This is a genomic window from Yinghuangia soli (genome assembly GCF_021502675.1).
GTDB classification, from domain to species: domain Bacteria; phylum Actinomycetota; class Actinomycetes; order Streptomycetales; family Streptomycetaceae; genus Yinghuangia; species Yinghuangia soli.
The window spans coordinates 66004-82429 of sequence record NZ_JAKFHA010000026.1 but is presented as its reverse complement, the minus strand read 5'-3'; the positions used below and the strand labels follow the sequence as shown (position 1 = coordinate 82429).

The following is a 16426-nucleotide window of genomic DNA, read 5'->3' as shown; positions in this document are numbered from 1 at the left end:
GGTTCGGGGGTCAGATCGCCGCGGTGGGCTCGGGCGGCGGCAGTTCGATCGGGTCCGGGGCGGGGTCGGTGACGACGACCTCGCCCGGCACCGGGGGCTCAGGATCGGGCGGCAGGGGTAGCGGTTCGGGGGGCGGGCCGTCGTCGACCCGGGGCACTGCGGGCGCGGGCGGTGGTAGGCCGGGCATCTCGTCGGCCGGTGGCTCGGGCGTGGTCACATGTCACCTCCGCACCAGGCCGAGTGGGCGCGGGCGCGGATCGATCCGGCGCCGCCGGTCACGCGCGCCCGTACCTCGATCTGGATCGTGTCGCCGACGCTGCCGGGCAGGTCGGTGGTCACGACAAGCCAGTCGAACGCGAACCCCACGGCCTGCGGGCTGCCGATCGCTACGTTGTTCAGGAACACCTGGGCCTCGCCTGTCACGCCGCCGGCGGATGAACTGACCATCGCCACGACGCGGATCCGCTCAGCTGCTTTGACGACCTCGCCGATGAGGACCTGTTCCATCGTCGCGGACGAGGTGCTCGGCCATGTCGTCGCCCACGAGGGATAGCCGGGGTAGAGCCCGACCGGGATCCAGGGTTTCTTGAGGCCGAGCGGGCCGGTCTTCAGGACGTGGTTCGCGTCCATGTCCATGATCACGAGGTCTTGCGGACCGGACGTCGTGGTGTAGAGCGCGAGGGCCATCTCGCCGGTCTCGCGGTACATCAGCGTCCCGCGCTGCGGACTGCCGTCCGGGTGCGCCGGGCCAATCCCGCCCGTGTAGAGCAGCGAAGAGCCGTCCGTGTCGAGCACGCGGAAGATCCCTCCGTTGCCCACCGTGACGGAGCCGCCGAGGATCTGGTCCTGGGCCGGGCGGATCTGCGACCGGCCCTCCAGGCGCCGGACCGCCTCTTCCAACTCGCGGATCCGATCGAGCAGATCCTGAGGCACCTGTGCCACTACGCGGCCTCCTCAAGGTAGAGCCGCGCCGTCGGATGCTGGCCGCGGGCGGGAGGCTGCACGGAGGCGCCGACGACCCGGTATCGGGCCGACAAGCCGTCCGGGTGCCACACCTGGTCGCGGATCCGCAGGCGCACGTGCGCACCCAGCGGCGGCACCGGATACCCGCCGGCCAGGCCGATGGTGACCTCGGGGATGAGGCGGGACGTGCGGGCGGCGGCGATGTCCGCGGCGGCGTGCTCGTCGAGTACGGCCTGCGTGGTGACCGTGGTGTAGTCGGAGGTGCCGTCGAGGCGCGGCCATCCGGCGTCGAGCAGGTCGGGGTAGGTGAGCAGCGGCGACAGCAACGGCGTGGACGCCGCGGCCTGGTTCTGATTGGTGCTGGCGCCGCGGGACTGCCACGCGGTGGCCTGCCCGGACGCGTCCTCAGGCCACGCGAACGCCCGGATCCGGCCCGGGTAGTCGAGGACGACGTCCGCAGACCCCGCGGTCAGCCGCGGGTAGCCCAGGCGCAGGGACTTGTGCCGGATCCCGGCGTCGTCACGCCACGGCTGGACCAGCCATTCGAACCCGTCCTCCACGCTGGCGAGTTGGTCCAGGACCGCGCGCACGCGCCCGTGGTCGTACCTCGAGTACGTGCGGTCGCGCAGCACCCCGGACATCTGCGCGGGATCCACCTCGATGCCGATGTCCCCGCCGGTCACGGCCTGCGCGTAGTCCACCAGCTGGCGCGCGATGGCGAGTTGGTCGGTGCCGGTCGCGGACAGCGAGTCGTACAGGATCCGATGGTCGAAGTAGGACTCGAACGTGGCGGCCTGGATGGGCATGGACGCGCGGCCGCGGTCGTCGGTCGTCGGCGTCCGTGTCCACAGGATCCCGCCCCAGGCGATCCGGCCGTCCTGCTCCAGCCACACCGCGGTGCGCGCCGGCAGTAGCCGCATGCACCTGCGAGCAACTGCCGCCGACGGGACCGGAATCGTGCCGCGCAGCGAGCCTGTTTTGCCGACGTAGGCGTCGTAGCCGAGGCCGTCGACCGGCAGGACATCGATGAGAGCGTCGGTGCGCAGGTCGGCGAACAGGACGCGGGTGCCGATCACGCCGCGGTCTCGTAGCTGTACTGGAACGTCACGATGTCGCCGTTGGTCGGCGTGCTCGGCCACGGCCCGGTCCCGTTGCCCCACGCGTTGGCCGCGTTGCCGGCGATGTAGAAGTACCCGCCGGGGCGGTTCAGCATCACGACGCCGATGTAGTTGCTGATGCCGGGCCGGAACGCCCGTGCGCTGCCCACGGTGACGTCGTCGGTGTCGATGAACACCCGTGCCGCGTAGGGGATGGTCCAGCGCCACTGCCCGCCTGCGGACCCGACGTTCGTGGACGGGCCGATCTTGAACTTGAGGTAGCCGTTGGCCATCCGGGCCACGCGGTGGCTCTTGCCGTACATGTAGCCGTCCGCGATGGCGACCGACCCGAGGGACGATGACCACGTCGGGATCCAGTCGGCATACGCGTCCGCGGTGATCGCGGACGGGAGGTCGCACTCCACCCAGGCCGAACCCGACCACCGCTCCAGGCGGTTGCTGCGCATCCGGACCTGGTCCGTGTACGCGCCGACCGCGGTATTCGCGGGGTCCGGGAGGACGCCGCCAGGACCGACGGTGTACGTCCTCAGGTCGTCGATGATGCTGCCCCAGGTCGGGGGCGAACCGGCGGAGGCGCCGGCAGGGATGCGCAGGCGCGCGAGCGGCAGCCACACGGCGCCGACCGGCGGGGTCGGGTCGACCGGCGACGGCGCCGCCGCGCCTTGCAGGATCTCTACCTGCGCTTTGTAGAAGCCCGAGCCGTCAACGAGGCTGTCGTAGACGCGGATGCCGACGATGTCGCGCCTGGGGTTGCTGGGGTCGCCGTTGGTCACGACCACCGCATCGGGCGCGGTGACCGCGACCGGGTACGCTCCGGCGGCCGCCGAGCCCTGCATCATGCCGCGGCCGATCGCCACGGTCACGGTCATCCCGGACCCGGTCACCTGGCACGGCGAGCCGCCCGGCAGCAGCCCGGACCGCACAGCGGTGGCCGCGGTCGGGTAACCGGCGCCGAGCGCCAGGAGCCGGGTGCCGGCGCGCGTCTGCCCTCCGGCAGGGTCGCCGCGGTTGGTGAGCCATCCGGCGATCACGGTCATGTCGGTACCTCCGGGGTCACCAGTAGGCGGAGCGCCACGTCACGGTGCACGTGGATGCGGTCGGGGTGAGGTCGGCAGAGCGGTACGCGAGCGCGGTCTCGCCCGGCTCGAATAGGAAGGTCTGCTCCGGGACGCTGCGGGCCGTGACGCTGGACAGCCGGTCGGCACCGCCGAGCAGCACCGACCCCGCCGCGGTGTCCACGGTCAGCACGTCGCCGACGGCGAGCGTGAGGTCGTACTCCAGCCGGGCGCCGGAGACGACATCGAGGAGCGTCGGAGTCTGCACCGGGCCCGTGATGGTGATCGTTGGATGCGCGGGGGCGTTGCCGGAGTTGACCGCGAGGATGTCGCCGGTCGCCCCGGGCGCGCCCCAGTCCAGGCCGCCCGCGCCCGTCGTCCAGTCCAGGCCGGCCGGAGACGTGCCCCAGTCGAGGCCCGGCTCCGGGACGGGCAGGCCCGTGGCGGCCTGCTGCTCGGCCAGGTCGTAGCGCCGCGGGTCCGAGCACACCCACTGCACCGCCCAACCGAACGAGATCCCGAGGGCGTACTCGCGCTCGGTCGGGACGCGGCGGCGCACCACGCGGCCGTGCGCGAGCAGCGGCCCGCGGTCGTCGAGCCACACCACGAGCGGCTGCTCGCCGTCCCGAACGGTCGTGGCGCGGTTGAGCGCCGCGACGTCGACGCCGACCTGGTCGGAGGTGATGACCCCGTCCAGGGTCACGATGCGGGGCTGCGCGAGCAGCTGCCCGACGTCGGCGCCGTGCGCACCCGACCGCAACGCCGACGCATCGTCGAGCGCCGGAAGTTCCTCCCATCCTTCGATCGCACGGAACCGCCAGGGCAGGGGCCGGCCGCCGAACAGCAGGCCCGCCCACTCGATCAATCCGGCCCGGGTCACCAGCTCACCGGCCACGGCCCACCCCCTGTCAGCCGTTGCGGGCGAGCCAGTCCAGCTCGGCCGCTGTCTCGCGCGCGCCGCCGCTATCGGACTCGTAGTAGTTGGTGATGTTCAGCCCGCCCCCGCGGGCGCCCGCCGCGGTCCACGTCGAGCCCGCCGACGACGAACCGCCACCGCCGCCGGAGTCCACCGGGCGCGCGCCCGACTGCGCCCGCGCGGGGAGCAGCTGGTAGCCGAACTGCTGCGCTACCTGCCGGAGGATCGCCGTTGAGCGGCCGCGCTTCGACGTGGCCAGGGGGACGTACGCCTCGCCTCCCGCCTCGTACTCGTTCCAGACGCGGATCGTGCCTGGGCGGGCGATCTGCGCCTCGTGCGCGCCGTCCGCGTAGGACTTGATGATGCCGCCGTCCGCGAAGTCGAACCGGCTGAACGCCTTGTTCATGGCCTGGCTGACCGACACATCAAGCGTGATCTTCTTCGTGGACGGCAGCGCCGACAGGGACGCGGCCAGGCCGCCGAGGACCCCAAACGCCTTGCCGGCGTCGACCGAGACCATCGTCCCGACGTTCTCGGGGATCAAGAAGTACTGCTGAGTCAGCCGGTCGACCTCGGCCCGGGTGTAGCCCATCTGCGTCAGCACCTGCGCGAACCGCTCACGCTGCTGAAGCAAGACCGAATTCGCCTGCTCCGTCGATCCGGTCTGCCGGAGCGTCGCCTCGCTGAGCGAGTACGCGGAGTCGACCAAGTCGCGCAGGGCCGCATCGTTCGTTCGGCCTTTCTCCGTGTTGAGGTCCAACGTCCTGCCGTTTTCACGAACCGAATCCGTGAACTCGTCGACCGCAGCCTCGACTTCAGCCTGGGCAGCGCGGGCGTCGAGGAACTGGCCGCGCAGCGCATCGAAGGCCTTGCCAAGCTCGTCGAGGGCCTTCTCCTGGTCTTCGACCGCCGACGTGGCGTCGTCGGTCGTCTCGGTGTAGGCCTCCTGCACCTGCTGCGTGCGCTCGTATTCCTCGCGGCCGGACTCCATGGTTCCCTGCGCATCGGAGAGCGCTTTCTCGAAGTACTTTTGCTGTAGCTCGCCGCGGGACATCGCGCCCGCATTGCCCTCAATGGTGTCCGTGTAGGCCTTGAATTTCGCGTTGACTTCCTCGGATGCGCCGCCTACGCCGAGCACAGCATCGACCATGCGGTCCATGCCGATGCCGGCCTTTTGTGCGGCCTCGCCGAGGCCCTGGGCCTCCAAAGCGGCGCGGGCCTGCTCGCGGGTGGCCTTGCCGATCCGGCCGGCGTCCTGCTCCAAGCTCCGCGCGAAACCGGAGCTCTCCATCTTCGCGTCGCGGGACGCGGACCCGAACAGCGACATCACGGTGGTAGCCGCAACGAGTGCGACGCCGATGATGCCCATCGACAGCTGGAGCCCGCGCATGGCCATACTCGTGGCGGTCGCCTGCGTCTGCACCGCCGCCAGCCACGTACGGAACCCTGCGGCGGCCCGCGAGGCCAGCGAGAACGTCAGCGTCACGGCGCCGATGACCAGCCCGGCCACCGTCAGCACCTTGATAGCCGCCTGCCCCTCCTCAGGCATGCCCTCCCAGAGGTTCTTGGCGAACGTGGCCATGTCCATCAAGGCCGGGATGACCGAGTTGCCGATGACCTCGGTGACGCCGTGCTCGACGGACCGCTTGAACCGCTCGATGCGCGCGGACGCCGTCTCGGACAGCGCCCGAGTGGCGAGGTCCGTGGCGCCCTCGACCTGGCCGAGCGCGGCTACCGCGCTGTCCGGGTCCAGGCTGTAGAACGCCTGCTGCATGTCCTCGAACTTGGTGCCGAACAGGTTGACGCCGGCCGTGTTGCGCGCGACTGGGTCTTCCATCGCGTTCAGTCCAGCGATGACCGTCTGGAGTGCATCGCGGGCGGCCGGCCCGCCCTTGGCGAAGATCGCGGCCATCTCGCGGGCCGACAAGCCGATCGCCTCGAAGCCTTCGACCGACGTCGTCGACATGTCCTTGGCGCGGATCGCGAACTCTTTGAGCCCGTCGGCGACGGTGTCAGCGTCGCGCGCGCCGCCCTGAAGGCCCTGCTGGAGCAGCCCCATTGCCTCTTCGGCGGACAGGCCCAGGTCGCGGAACTGGGTCGGGTACTCCGCGAACGTGTCCAACAGGTCTTCGGCCGCGTTGGCGCCGCGCTGCGTGCCGGCCACGAGGATGTCGATTGCCTCGTCGGCGGACTGTGCGATGCCGGACTTCAGCATCGTGCCGACGGCCCGGGAAACTTTGGAGACGTCCTCGCCCATGACCGCGGCGGCCGTGGCCACGCGCTTGCCCATGTCGTGGATCTGCGCGTTCGTCGCGTTCGGCGGCAACAGGCCTTGCTGTGCGATGCCGCGGATCACGTCCGCGGCATCGGCCACCGACTCGACGAGCGCCGTGCCGTACAGGTCGCCCGCGATCTTGCCGTGCTGGGCGGCCACCTCGTCTGTCGTCCCGAGCTGTGCCTGTAGCAGCCCCGAGGCCGCATCGTTTTCCAACGCGCTGGCAAACCCGGCGATGAACGTCGCGCCCAGGGCCAGGGCGACCGCGGCGAGGCCGGCGTCCGCCGCCGACAGGCCGTCCTGAAGACCTTCCCCGGCCTGCTCCCCGGCATCCTGGCCAGCGTCCTCGGCCGCGTCGCCGAGCGTCCGGTCCAGCGCCTGCCCGGCATCCTCACCGGCCTCACGCGCGCCTGCCGTAAGTTCGGTGTCCAGGCGCTGACCGGCAGCAGCACCCGCGGCCGCGGCGGCCTGAGCCACCGCAGCGAGACCAGCGTCGGCAGCGCGCCCGGCTTGCTGTGCCCCGGCCTGCGTGCCGTCCGCGAGACCTTGGCCGAGTGCCTCCCCGCCGGTCTGGCCTGCGCGAGCTGCGGCCTGGGCAACCTCGGCGAGCGTGGCGCCTGCACGGGTGGCTGCCTGCTGCGCGCCAGCCTGGACCCCAGCGGCGAGGTTCTGCCCGGCCTGCTCGCCCGCGCGCTCGGTCGTCGCGGTGACCTGCTGCGCGAGCTGCCCGATGGTGCGCTCAGCTCGCGCCGCCGTCTGCGTAAGCGCGCGGTCGTCCAGCTCGATGTACGCGGTCAGGGTGCCGACGGTCAGCGCCACGGCGGATCACCTCCGTGGCGTCAGGCCGCCGCGGTAGGGCTCGCGGCGCGTAGAGCGGCGGTCAGGGTGCAGTCACGGCGGAGCAGACCCTCGATGCGCACTCTCAGCCAGCGCCATGAGTGGGTGTCGAGGGCCTGCCCGTAGTCGATGCCGTAGACCTCGGCGAAATCCGCCTCGATCAGGTCTTCGTGCTGGAAGAGGTCCGTCCACCCGACGCGCGGGCCGCCGCCTTCTTGGCCGGGCGGCGGCTCGTGGCCTTGGCGGTACTCGTACCACTCGTAGAAGCCGTCTTCGTCGACCGTGCCCCGGCCGACGAGCCCGCCGCCGGGGCCGTGCGTTCCGGGACGGCCCTCTCCCACACCTGCTCGGCGTAGGTGCGGCCGCCGAGGATCCAGGCGGCCAGGGTGTTGGTGACGTGCTGCCACTCGGGATCGGAGAGCAGGTCCAGCATGGTGGCGTACTGGTCGCCGAACAGATGCCGGTACTCGTCGGAGTTCGGGTCGTCCGGCAGGAGTTCGCGGTCCATCACGCCGCTCGTCGCGGCCTTGCGGAACGCGCGCCCGAACCGGGCACCGACCGCCTTGAACGCGTACGTCTCCCCGTGGATGGGGAGTTCCAGGGTCTCGTCGTCGAGCCCGATGCCCGACAGGTCGGTGAGTGCCATGTCAGACCGTCGGGTTCATGATCTCGGTGCGCTTCCCGTTGCCGGTCAGGATGCACTGCACCTCGTCCAGGTTGGCGGCCTCGCCGCCCTGCGGGTCCCAGTTGACGTGCGCCACACCCTGGTACGCCTCGTCGCCCGGCCTCCGCTTGTACCAGCGAACGTCGGCGAGCCCGTCGCCGCCAAACTGCGTGGCGCACGCGCGCAGGCGCTCGACCGAACGCGGGTACTGCCCGGACACGCGGCCGACCTTCCGGGAGATCGTGAGCGTGATCTCCCATCCCAGCATGGTCTTCGCCTGGCTGGTCCAGCCCTCGTTTTCGTAGTCGCTGTCGTCCTGCATGGTCGGCGTGACCTTCGGGACCATGTTGCGGACCGCCCGCACGCTCAGGTAGTCCTTCGGGGTCACCCCGGCCGCAGCCATGTTGAAGTCGATCGCCCATTCGCGGGCCAGGGTCGCGACGAGTTCCTCGTCGTCGATGGTGGACGCCGTGTAGGTGAACCCTGCCGTGAGCGTCTGCGGGGTGCTGCCGTTGGTGACGACGATGTTGACGGCACCGACGGCATGGGCCGGAGCGATGGCGTGAATCAGGGTCGGGGCGATGATCTCGAACTGTGCGGCCTCGCCGCCGATCGTCACACCGGTGACCGTATTCAGGTCGGTGCCGGTGATCTGGACGAGCGTGCCGCCGTCCTCGGAGCCGGTGTTCGGGACGGCCCCGGTGATGGTGAGTGCCATGGGTGCTGACTCCTCGTCAGTCGGGATAGGCCGCGGTCGGGCGCTCGGCCCAGACCTGGTGGTTGTCGGTGCGCTCCGGCCGGCCGAGGGCATCGGTGCCGATCGGCGCCGGGCCGGAGGCGTGGAGGATCTGCGTCACGGGGATGCCGCCGAGCACGAGGTCGCGGGCGTCGTCGAGTTCCTCGCACACCGGATCGCCGATCGCGTCCGCGCTGCGGGAGTCGCCGGCGGGCCCGCGCACGCGGATCTGCACCATGACCGCGGCCGTGGCCAGGCCCCCGGGGCGCGACACGTTGTACGAGGTGAGGCAGATGACGCGGTCGGGGGTGGGCGGCAGGGTGCCGACGACGATCGCGATGTCGCCCGGCAGGTAGACGCCGTTCGGCCGATACACGCCGAGCCCACGGTCGTGCAGGTGCTGCGCGAGGCCGTCCAGGAGCTGCGACGTCCAGCTCATTGCAGCGACCTGCGCGTCTCGGCCGCGATGATCTCGCCGACCGTGCCGGCCTCGGCGATGAGCGGCCGCTCCAAGTACTTGGCGTTGCGGCCAGGCATCGGGTGGTTGAGGCTCAGATCCTCGTGCTGCCGGACCGCGTACGGCTGGTCGTAGGAGATGGCCGCGGTGAGCGTCCCCTCGTCGACGCTGACGGTCCCGCTGCGCTGGAGCGTGGCCTCGTCGAGGGGGACCTGCCGGGACGACTCGTCGAGGACGTGCTCGGCACCGAGCAGCAGCCCGCGCGCGGCGCCCTCGCGCATGCCCCTTACGGCCTGCTGGATGTTGAGAGTGAGGCGGGCTCGGGTCACTGGAGCATCACCTCCGAGTTGGCCGGGACGGGCAGCCCCTGGCCGACGCGTTGCACGGTGATGACGGTTGTCTGACGGCCGCCGGGCAGCGTCACGAGAGAGCCGGGCGGCGGGGCGTGGTCGGGCGTGGTGATGTACGAGGCACCCGACGTGACCTCACGCCCGTCGGGCGCCCTGACGAGCTGCGTGCGCTCCGTCAGCAGGCACGCGACGGCCGCCGACGTGCCGTACTGCGGCCCGTGCGAGCCCTCGCCGGTGTACGGCGTGACGCTCACCGTGTCGACGAGCAGCGCGGCCGGGACCCGGGTCACCATGAGCACGCCCCGGTGATGACGCCGAGCCGGAACACGTCGCACGGCAGCGAGCCGAGGACGTCCAGCGCCCGGTTGGGCAGCTGCTCGCCTGCGAGTACGAGATCCGGGCCGGAGCGCGTCATGCTGACCGGCCCGGCCGTGACGGACACCGTGCGGCCGTCGTCGCCGTCGTCCGCGCGCAGTTCGGACCGGGCGATCTCGCACGTGGCGACCGCGAACGCCTCGGCGACATCGGCGTCGATCGGGGCGCCGTCAGTGCCGACGTCGTACACCGCACTGATCAGGAACCGGTCCAGTCGGCGCGACGCGTCTGTGAGCCGCTGCTCGATGTCGTCGGGCGGGGTGCCGGCACCGGGCCGGGCGATGTAGTCGTCGTACGTAGCGTAGGTGGGTCGGGGCATGCCCTCACCCCCTGTCGCTGTCCGCCTCGTCGGCGGGGGCCGGCGTCCCCTTGGAACGCGAACGCCCCGAGGGCTTGGCGGCCTTCGGGGCGTCCGGGGTGTCCGTCTCGGGCGGTGTCTCGTCGGCCGCGCGGTGGCGGCGCAGCAGCATCCCCATCAGGACGCCGCCAGGGTGACCACGCCGACGGCCCGGTCATCCAGGCGCTTCACGGCGTAGTGGATCGTCGAGGCGACGACCGTGGCGCGGGCGAGGATGTCGCGGTCGGTCTCGACCAGGGGCCGGCGCTTGTACAGCAGGCCGAGGCTGTTGTTCTTGAGGAACAGCAGCTTCTTCGCGGCGACTCGGTCGGTGACATACAGCGGCACGCCCATGATCGCGCCGATCTGGCCGCGGGCGACCGGCAGGCCGGCCGAGCCGAGCTTGTCCGCCGAGATGAACTTGTCCTCGTTGAAAGCTTCGACGACCTGGGCGGAGTTGATGAACAGCCCGGCGAAGTCCGACGGTTCCCACTCGTCCCCGAACAACTTCACGCCGTCGAGGAACCGTGCGTAGGTGAACGTGGTCTGACCGGCGGATGCGGTCACGGCCAGCGGGGTGCTGCCGCCCTGCGCGGTCTCGTCGGCCTGCGCCTGGGTGATCAGGTCCGCGTCGACCTTGCGGGCGGCCATGACACCGAACTGCCGGGCCGCCTCGTCGACCGGGTCGCCGAGCGAGACCAAGCGGGACTTGTCGGTGATCTCGACCGACTTACCGACCTCCTTGATGGTGGCGGTCGCCTCGTCGGTGCCCATCGCGACCGGGACCATGGCCACGGTCTCGGTGAGGTTGTCCATCTCGCCAATGGTGTTCCACTTCGGGAACGTGATCGTCGAGCCCGGCACGCCCTCCAGGGAGGCGTCCTCCAGGACAGCCGGGGATCCGGCGACGCGGACGGCGCCGAGGAACCGGGCCTGCGCCATGTCGGCGTAGACCTCGGGGTCGATCACCATGGCGGCGGTGGTCTGAGCCATGAGTCAGGGCTCCTTCTCCGGCGCGGGCGCCGGGCGTTGGTGCCCGGCCGGAGCCGGACAGATCAGGTGCCGGCGAGCTGCCGGTACAGGTCGGGGTTGGCGGCCTTCAGTTCGGCGCGCTCGCCGTAGCCCATGCGCTGGAAATCCGCGGGGGTGACGGTGGCGGGCTGCGTGCTGAAGTCGGAGCCGCCGCGCGGCGGGCCGGCCAGCGTGGCGGCGAGGTGCGGATGCGTCGTCAGCGCGGTGGCGAGCGCTGCGGAGACGGCCGCCGCGTCGGTCGGGTCGACCTGGGCGAGGGCGGCCATGGTGGCCTGCGAGTCCAGGACCCGGGTGATGTCGATTCCGGCGCCGGGCGCCGCGGAGATCACGGCGGTCTGTACGGCGAGCTGACGGGCCGCGTCCTGCCCGGTGGTGACCTGGGTCTGTGCCCATCGGGGCAGTCGGCTGATGTCGCCGTCGGGCACGTCGACCGGCGCCACGGGGGCGGGCGGGGCCGCCTGCTGTGCGTCGCGGGCCTGCTGGCGGTAGCGGGCCGCGTCGGCGCGGGCCTCGCGGATCTCCTGCTGTGCCCAGACGGGCAGCGACGCTACGTCCTGCGGTTCGGCTGCCGGTGCGGCCGCCGGGGCCGCGGGAGTTGCCGGTGCCGCGGGGATCGCGGGCGCGGCAGGCGTGGCCGGCGCGGGCGTCTGCGGGGCCGCCGGGGCCTGCGTGGACGCCGGATCACTGGTGGGTGCCGCGGGGGTCGGGGTGGTCATGGGTGAGGCCTCCTGGGCCGTGTTGGGGTGCGCGCCTGGCGCACGATGGGGTGGTGCTGACGGGCCTGTCTGCGCCGGGCAGTTCGGTCCGTGGTCTGTGGTCAGCGCGCGCTCTTGATCTGCTCGCGCTGTGGTTTGCGCCGCAGGCCCTTCTCGTCGGTCAGGGCTCGGATGGCTGCCTGCCATTCGCGTACGCGGGCGTTGGCGCGGCGACGCTCGTCGTCGGTCATCGCGGCCGCGGCGCGGCGTTTCCAGCGGCGGACGTGGCGTTCCATCTCGCGCTGCCGCTGCGTGTCCTCGTACGTGGCGCCCTGGGGATGCGGCGGGGTGGACATGGGCCGGGTGACACCGGGCAGATAGGCGCTGATCGAGCAGCGGCAGTTGGGGTGCAGCAGCCCGGCTGCGCGTGCCTGGGGCAGGCTGCCGGCCACCTCCACGGTGACCGTCTCGCCGTCTCGGGTGGCATGCTCCACCTCGACTGTGCGCGCCCCGCCCTGGCCCGACGTGCGCGTGAGGATCTTGCCTGCCCACGGGTCGCACTTCTTGCAGTGCAATGGCTGCTCGCTGACGATGATGAGATCCACGCCTGCGGCGCCGAGGCGGTCGGTGTGTGCCTCGATCGCGGCCCGGCCGGTCGCGGACCGCACAGCCATTTCGGCGTACGAGGCCATGTCCCAGGCCCGGCCCGAGGTGTCCACGAATCCTGTGACTCCGCGCGAGGCGAGGCCGTCGAGGACGCGTTGAGACGTCTCACGGCGAGTCTCGACACCGAGCAAGGTGCGCGGCGTTGCGGTGGCGACGACTGCCCGGTAGACGTCCGTCGGCGTGCGCAGGATCCGTGAATACACCGGGCCCATGCCGTCGATGACCTCGCGGGCGAGGCGGTCCACAACGGGCGCGCCCGGGATGGCGACAGCGGCCGCGGCAGCCTGGCCGGTCGCGAGTGCTCCGAGCTCGGCCACGGCGGCCTGCTGCCCGCGGCCGTACGCCTCGGCGAGGGCCTGCCGGATCTTCCCGTCCGCGTCGGTCGCGAGGGCGTCCAGGATGGCCTGCACGGCGGCCTGGACGTCGCGGACGCTGGCCAGCTTCGCGGACAGCCAGTACGGCGCCTCGATGTCCGCGGCCAGCCAGCGTTGGATCCGCTCGATCAGCGCCAACTCGGCCTCGGCGTACAGGACACCAATCACCTGCGCGAGCTGCTCGGCGATCGCCGGGGAGACGGGCATGCGCTACCCCCCGGCGAACTCCGGCACCTGCTCGGCCTCGTCGTCCTCGGGCTCGGGCTCGTCGCCGGCCGGCGGCGGAACGTTGTCGGCGCCGACGCGGGTCGGGTCGGCCACGGCCATGCCCAGCTCGGCCAGGATCTTCGCGACCTCAGCCTTGACGTCCTGCTCGTCCCAGTCCGGGTGAGCAAGGCGCACCTTGGTCTCGGTGCTGATCGCTCCGGCCCGGCTCAGCATCTCGATCGTCGTGGCGATCTGGAGCGCGGTCTCGGAGACGCCCTCGGGGAACTCGACGGTGGGGCGCTCGACGACGTTGGGCCGGTTGAACTGCGCGCGGTCGATGGCGAGGAACGCCTCCAGTATCGAGGCGAGTTCCGGTGTCCAGTAGCCGATCTTGGCGTCGCGGGTGCCCATGCTGCGGCTGGTGCGGGCGTTGACCTCGGTCGCGGTGATCGGCTGCCCGCCGCCGTCCATGCCGAACGCCTGCGCGTCGTACCCGGCTGTCTGGACGGCCTGGCGGACGTTGAACTCTGCCGTCGACATGTGCTGAGCGACGCGGATCTCGAACTGGTTCAGCGTGATCCCGGCGCCGGCCTCGGTCGGCGGGATGTTCAGCGCCTCGTACACCTCGGCGTCGTCGTCGAACTCGGCGCCCAGGCCGGGGCCGCGGTCGCGCAGGTAGCCCTTGGGGACGATGATGCGCGAGCGTGCCAACTTCAGGTCCCGCATCCACGATGTCCACGTGGCGTCGAGCGGGTTGAAGAAGTCGTAGCACTGGTCGAAGTCGCTGCGACCGACCGGCGAAGCCCTGTCCAGTCGGTTCGGCAGCATGTTGGGGATGTAGGCGGCGGCCAGGCCGGGGTAGCCGGTGGCGATGCTCTCGCCGTCCGGGCCCAGGCTCTTGGCCAGATCTGCGGTCTGCGGGTGCGAGCCGAGCGAAGGCTGCCGCTTGCCGAGGTTCGTGCCGGTGCCCTTGTACAGGGAGTGCACGATGCGTCCGGGCTCGTACCGTTCCAGGTGCCGCCACACGGTGGAAGCGCCGTCGACGGTGAGGTCGCGCCAGAACGTCACCGCGGTGAGGATGCCGTGCCGGAACTCGGGATCGGCCCGGTCGGGTTGCATGACGGACAGGATCGGGCGGTCCGGCAGGACTTCCTTGTCCCAGGTGACGCGCAGGTAGATGCCGTTCATCGCGGCGCACTGCTCGCCTGCGGCCAACAGGGTCTGCTTGATCCGCGCCTCGACGATCAGCTCGGCGAGGCGGTCGTTGGTCGGCCCGTTGTCGACGGTGATCGTCGGCATGTCCGCGAACAGCATCGTGGCCGAGGTGCGGGCGATGTCGGCCGGCAGCGGAATGTGCAGCCCGACCGGGGCCGGCGCGGCGTGGTCCTTGCGGCGCCACAGGCTCCAGCGGCGGCGGGTCTGCTGCGGCTGATGGATCCCAGCGGCCGCCGCCAACCTGCTCTTGTCGCCGCTGTACCAGGCGTCGTTGAGACGCATCGTGGCGTAGCTGGGAGTCCACTGGGCGGGCGGCCAGGAGGCGCCGTCAGGCGGCAGCGGCATGGAGACCTCCTAGGCGGCCAGGGTCAGTCGGTTGAGTAGGTGCCGCCATTCGTTGGCGGTTGAGTGGACGACGTACCGGAGCGCATCGCAGGAGTGGTCGTTGAGCTTGACCGGCTTGTCCTTGCCCTGCTCGGCCGCGGCTTTCTCGTCCCAGACGTAGCCGGGCAGCTCTTCCAGGAGGCCCGCACAGGACCGGTGGATGCGCAGCAGGCCGGCACCGAACGCGGTGGACACCGAGCGGATGCCGTCGACCACTTCGTTCTTGGCGTGCGCAATGTTCGGTAGTCCATCGTCGTACGCCTGGGCGATGAACGATGCTGCCGACGGGTCGATGAACGACCACTCGGGGACGATGCCTAGGTCGCCGAGCCAGCCGCGGATGGCCGTGGAGTACTGCGCGTCGGTCATCTGCCGCTGTGCGGCGCGCGAGTCGTGCCGCCACTCGGCGCACACGTACAGCAGGCCGTCAACGCCCTCGCCGAGCAGGAGCACGGACGTCGGGTTGACGGTGCCGTAGTCCATGCCGAGCCAGTACCGGGCCATGGCCGGCAGTTCATCGACGACGTGGGCGTCTTCGTCGTACGCCTCGTAGATCGAGCCCTCGGACATCTTCCACAGGCCAAGGATGTTGCGCTGGTAGAACAGGCCCTTCTGGCTGGCTCGTTGGCGCGCTTTGTATTCCTCGCTCAATCCGGGGTTGTCGTCCATGGTGAAGTGCCAGCTGCGGAGCCTGGATTCGCGGGGCCGGAGCAGGTACTTCTTGCGGACCCAGTGGTTCGGGTTGTCGGGGTTGGTCGTCGCGAAGATCGCGCTGCCGGGGACGGAGCATCGGGCGTCGAGCTGATCGTAAAACGGCTGCGGCAGGGTGGTGATCTCGTCGCAGTACGCGCCGCGGACCGTCAAGCCCCTTACCTTCGGTTCGGCCTGGGCATCGTTGGCGCCGAGGGCGTGGACCGGACGTCCGAGGACCGTGGCCATGGGGGCGCCGTTGGTGTAGCTGATGTCCCGCGCGAAATCCCCGAAGATCGCAGGGTCCATGAGCGGCGCGAAGATGTTCCGGTAGAGGCTGTCCCTCGTCCTGCCGACCATGACCAGCTCGCCGGTTTCGGGCGGGTCGGCGACGAACGCGAGCCACCGCAGCAGCGAGGCGATCGTCTTGCCGGACCGGACGCTTCCCTCCCAGACGTTCTGAAACGCCCGGGCCTCCATGATGCTGTCGCGCTGCTTGAACGACAGGACGTCCTTACTCGCCATCGTCGGTCACCTCGGGCGGCGGCCCACCGTGGCGCTCGGCGTAGTCGCGGGCGAGGCCGGCCATCAGGTCGCCGACGAGGCTGCGGGACTGCTCCCCGGCCTGCTCGGTCTGCGGCACGAGCTTCAGGCTCTTGTCGAGCGCCTGCGCGACGGTGGCCATCATGGCCCGGCGGTCCTGCGCGTGCGGCTCGGGCCGGGTGGTCTCGTCGTAGTCGTGGTCCTTGCCGCCCCAGTCCCAATAGGTCGTGGGCTCGGCCATCTTGCGCACCTCGCGAGCGGCGACGTCGTGAAGCGTGACGGCCATCGCGAGGCGCCGCTCGGTCAGCTCGGCACGGACCGCGGCGGCGTCCAGCGTGCGCGCACGCGTAGCGCGAACGGTCTTCGATCGATCGAACGCGGTGGCTTCACCGGTGTCCTTGGCGAGCTTCGAGACGGTGCTCTGGGCTACGCCGTGCTTCGCGGCGATGCGGCGCGCGGAGAGTTCGCCGGCCTTGATGTCGGCGAGGATGGCGGCGCGTTTGTCGTCGTCGATGCGGGGAGGCACACGGCGCCTCC

General features: G+C 71.1%; 19 protein-coding genes. All 19 read right to left on the bottom strand.

Annotated elements, in window-relative coordinates; all coding sequences use genetic code 11:
• Window positions 1–10: 10 nt before the first annotated feature.
• Window positions 11–217, bottom strand: a complete 207-nt coding sequence (locus LZ495_RS31710) for a hypothetical protein (protein WP_235056405.1) — start codon at window positions 215–217, stop codon at window positions 11–13.
• Window positions 214–942 (bottom strand): hypothetical protein, encoded by a 729-nt coding sequence (locus LZ495_RS31705; RefSeq protein ID WP_235056404.1) that lies wholly within the window; start codon window positions 940–942, stop codon window positions 214–216. The genes LZ495_RS31710 and LZ495_RS31705 overlap by 4 nt, the downstream gene beginning before the upstream one ends.
• Window positions 942–2039: a hypothetical protein gene (locus tag LZ495_RS31700; protein ID WP_235056403.1), complete on the bottom strand. Its 1098-nt coding sequence runs from the start codon at window positions 2037–2039 to the stop codon at window positions 942–944. Before LZ495_RS31700 ends, LZ495_RS31705 begins: the two co-directional genes overlap by 1 nt.
• Window positions 2036–3118, bottom strand: coding sequence for a hypothetical protein (locus LZ495_RS31695; protein ID WP_235056402.1), 1083 nt, complete (start codon window positions 3116–3118; stop codon window positions 2036–2038). Before LZ495_RS31695 ends, LZ495_RS31700 begins: the two co-directional genes overlap by 4 nt.
• 16 nt (window positions 3119–3134) lie before the next feature.
• Entirely contained in the window at window positions 3135–4031 is an 897-nt protein-coding gene (locus LZ495_RS31690; RefSeq protein WP_235056401.1) for a phage distal tail protein, read from the bottom strand.
• Between the two features lie 13 nt (window positions 4032–4044).
• Window positions 4045–7146, bottom strand: coding sequence for a phage tail tape measure protein (locus tag LZ495_RS31685; RefSeq protein WP_235056400.1), 3102 nt, complete (start codon window positions 7144–7146; stop codon window positions 4045–4047).
• A 178-nt stretch (window positions 7147–7324) separates the two neighbouring features.
• On the bottom strand, window positions 7325–7810 hold the full coding sequence (locus tag LZ495_RS31680) for a DUF7426 family protein (RefSeq protein ID WP_235056399.1): 486 nt from the start codon (window positions 7808–7810) through the stop codon (window positions 7325–7327).
• Between the two features lies 1 nt (window position 7811).
• A complete protein-coding gene (locus LZ495_RS31675; RefSeq protein WP_235056398.1) occupies window positions 7812–8546 on the bottom strand; it encodes a phage tail tube protein in 735 nt (244 codons plus the stop codon).
• Window positions 8547–8562: 16 nt separating this feature from the next.
• Window positions 8563–9003: a minor capsid protein gene (locus LZ495_RS31670; protein WP_235056397.1), complete on the bottom strand. Its 441-nt coding sequence runs from the start codon at window positions 9001–9003 to the stop codon at window positions 8563–8565.
• Entirely contained in the window at window positions 9000–9350 is a 351-nt protein-coding gene (locus tag LZ495_RS31665) for a hypothetical protein (protein ID WP_372498671.1), read from the bottom strand. Before LZ495_RS31665 ends, LZ495_RS31670 begins: the two co-directional genes overlap by 4 nt.
• Window positions 9347–9670 (bottom strand): hypothetical protein, encoded by a 324-nt coding sequence (locus LZ495_RS31660; protein ID WP_235056396.1) that lies wholly within the window; start codon window positions 9668–9670, stop codon window positions 9347–9349. The genes LZ495_RS31665 and LZ495_RS31660 overlap by 4 nt, the downstream gene beginning before the upstream one ends.
• Window positions 9658–10065 (bottom strand): hypothetical protein, encoded by a 408-nt coding sequence (locus tag LZ495_RS31655; protein WP_235056395.1) that lies wholly within the window; start codon window positions 10063–10065, stop codon window positions 9658–9660. Before LZ495_RS31655 ends, LZ495_RS31660 begins: the two co-directional genes overlap by 13 nt.
• A gap of 4 nt (window positions 10066–10069) precedes the next feature.
• Window positions 10070–10222: a hypothetical protein gene (locus tag LZ495_RS31650; protein WP_235056394.1), complete on the bottom strand. Its 153-nt coding sequence runs from the start codon at window positions 10220–10222 to the stop codon at window positions 10070–10072.
• Window positions 10222–11076, bottom strand: a complete 855-nt coding sequence (locus tag LZ495_RS31645) for a phage major capsid protein (RefSeq protein ID WP_235056393.1) — start codon at window positions 11074–11076, stop codon at window positions 10222–10224. Before LZ495_RS31645 ends, LZ495_RS31650 begins: the two co-directional genes overlap by 1 nt.
• A gap of 62 nt (window positions 11077–11138) precedes the next feature.
• Entirely contained in the window at window positions 11139–11831 is a 693-nt protein-coding gene (locus LZ495_RS31640; protein ID WP_235056392.1) for a DUF7239 family protein, read from the bottom strand.
• 101 nt (window positions 11832–11932) lie between these two features.
• Complete coding sequence (locus LZ495_RS31635) at window positions 11933–13057, bottom strand: phage minor capsid protein (protein ID WP_235056391.1); 1125 nt, start codon at window positions 13055–13057, stop codon at window positions 11933–11935.
• A gap of 3 nt (window positions 13058–13060) precedes the next feature.
• On the bottom strand, window positions 13061–14617 hold the full coding sequence (locus tag LZ495_RS31630) for a phage portal protein (RefSeq protein ID WP_235056390.1): 1557 nt from the start codon (window positions 14615–14617) through the stop codon (window positions 13061–13063).
• Window positions 14618–14626: 9 nt separating this feature from the next.
• Entirely contained in the window at window positions 14627–15871 is a 1245-nt protein-coding gene (locus LZ495_RS31625; RefSeq protein ID WP_235056389.1) for a PBSX family phage terminase large subunit, read from the bottom strand.
• Window positions 15861–16415 (bottom strand): helix-turn-helix domain-containing protein, encoded by a 555-nt coding sequence (locus tag LZ495_RS31620; protein WP_235056388.1) that lies wholly within the window; start codon window positions 16413–16415, stop codon window positions 15861–15863. The genes LZ495_RS31625 and LZ495_RS31620 overlap by 11 nt, the downstream gene beginning before the upstream one ends.
• Window positions 16416–16426: the final 11 nt, after the last annotated feature.

Excerpts from the sequence above, each read along its gene's own strand:
- LZ495_RS31625 (WP_235056389.1), bottom strand. The coding sequence starts at position 15,871 with ATGGCGAGTAAGGACGTCCTGTCGTTCAAGCAGCGCGACAGCATCATG.
- LZ495_RS31675 (WP_235056398.1), bottom strand. The coding sequence starts at position 8,546 with ATGGCACTCACCATCACCGGGGCCGTCCCGAACACCGGCTCCGAGGAC.
- LZ495_RS31695 (WP_235056402.1), bottom strand. The coding sequence starts at position 3,118 with ATGACCGTGATCGCCGGATGGCTCACCAACCGCGGCGACCCTGCCGGA.
- LZ495_RS31640 (WP_235056392.1), bottom strand. The coding sequence starts at position 11,831 with ATGACCACCCCGACCCCCGCGGCACCCACCAGTGATCCGGCGTCCACG.
- LZ495_RS31645 (WP_235056393.1), bottom strand. The coding sequence starts at position 11,076 with ATGGCTCAGACCACCGCCGCCATGGTGATCGACCCCGAGGTCTACGCC.
- LZ495_RS31655 (WP_235056395.1), bottom strand. The coding sequence starts at position 10,065 with ATGCCCCGACCCACCTACGCTACGTACGACGACTACATCGCCCGGCCC.
- LZ495_RS31635 (WP_235056391.1), bottom strand. The coding sequence starts at position 13,057 with ATGCCCGTCTCCCCGGCGATCGCCGAGCAGCTCGCGCAGGTGATTGGT.
- LZ495_RS31670 (WP_235056397.1), bottom strand. The coding sequence starts at position 9,003 with ATGAGCTGGACGTCGCAGCTCCTGGACGGCCTCGCGCAGCACCTGCAC.
- LZ495_RS31680 (WP_235056399.1), bottom strand. The coding sequence starts at position 7,810 with ATGGCACTCACCGACCTGTCGGGCATCGGGCTCGACGACGAGACCCTG.
- LZ495_RS31630 (WP_235056390.1), bottom strand. The coding sequence starts at position 14,617 with ATGCCGCTGCCGCCTGACGGCGCCTCCTGGCCGCCCGCCCAGTGGACT.
- LZ495_RS31650 (WP_235056394.1), bottom strand. The coding sequence starts at position 10,222 with ATGGGGATGCTGCTGCGCCGCCACCGCGCGGCCGACGAGACACCGCCC.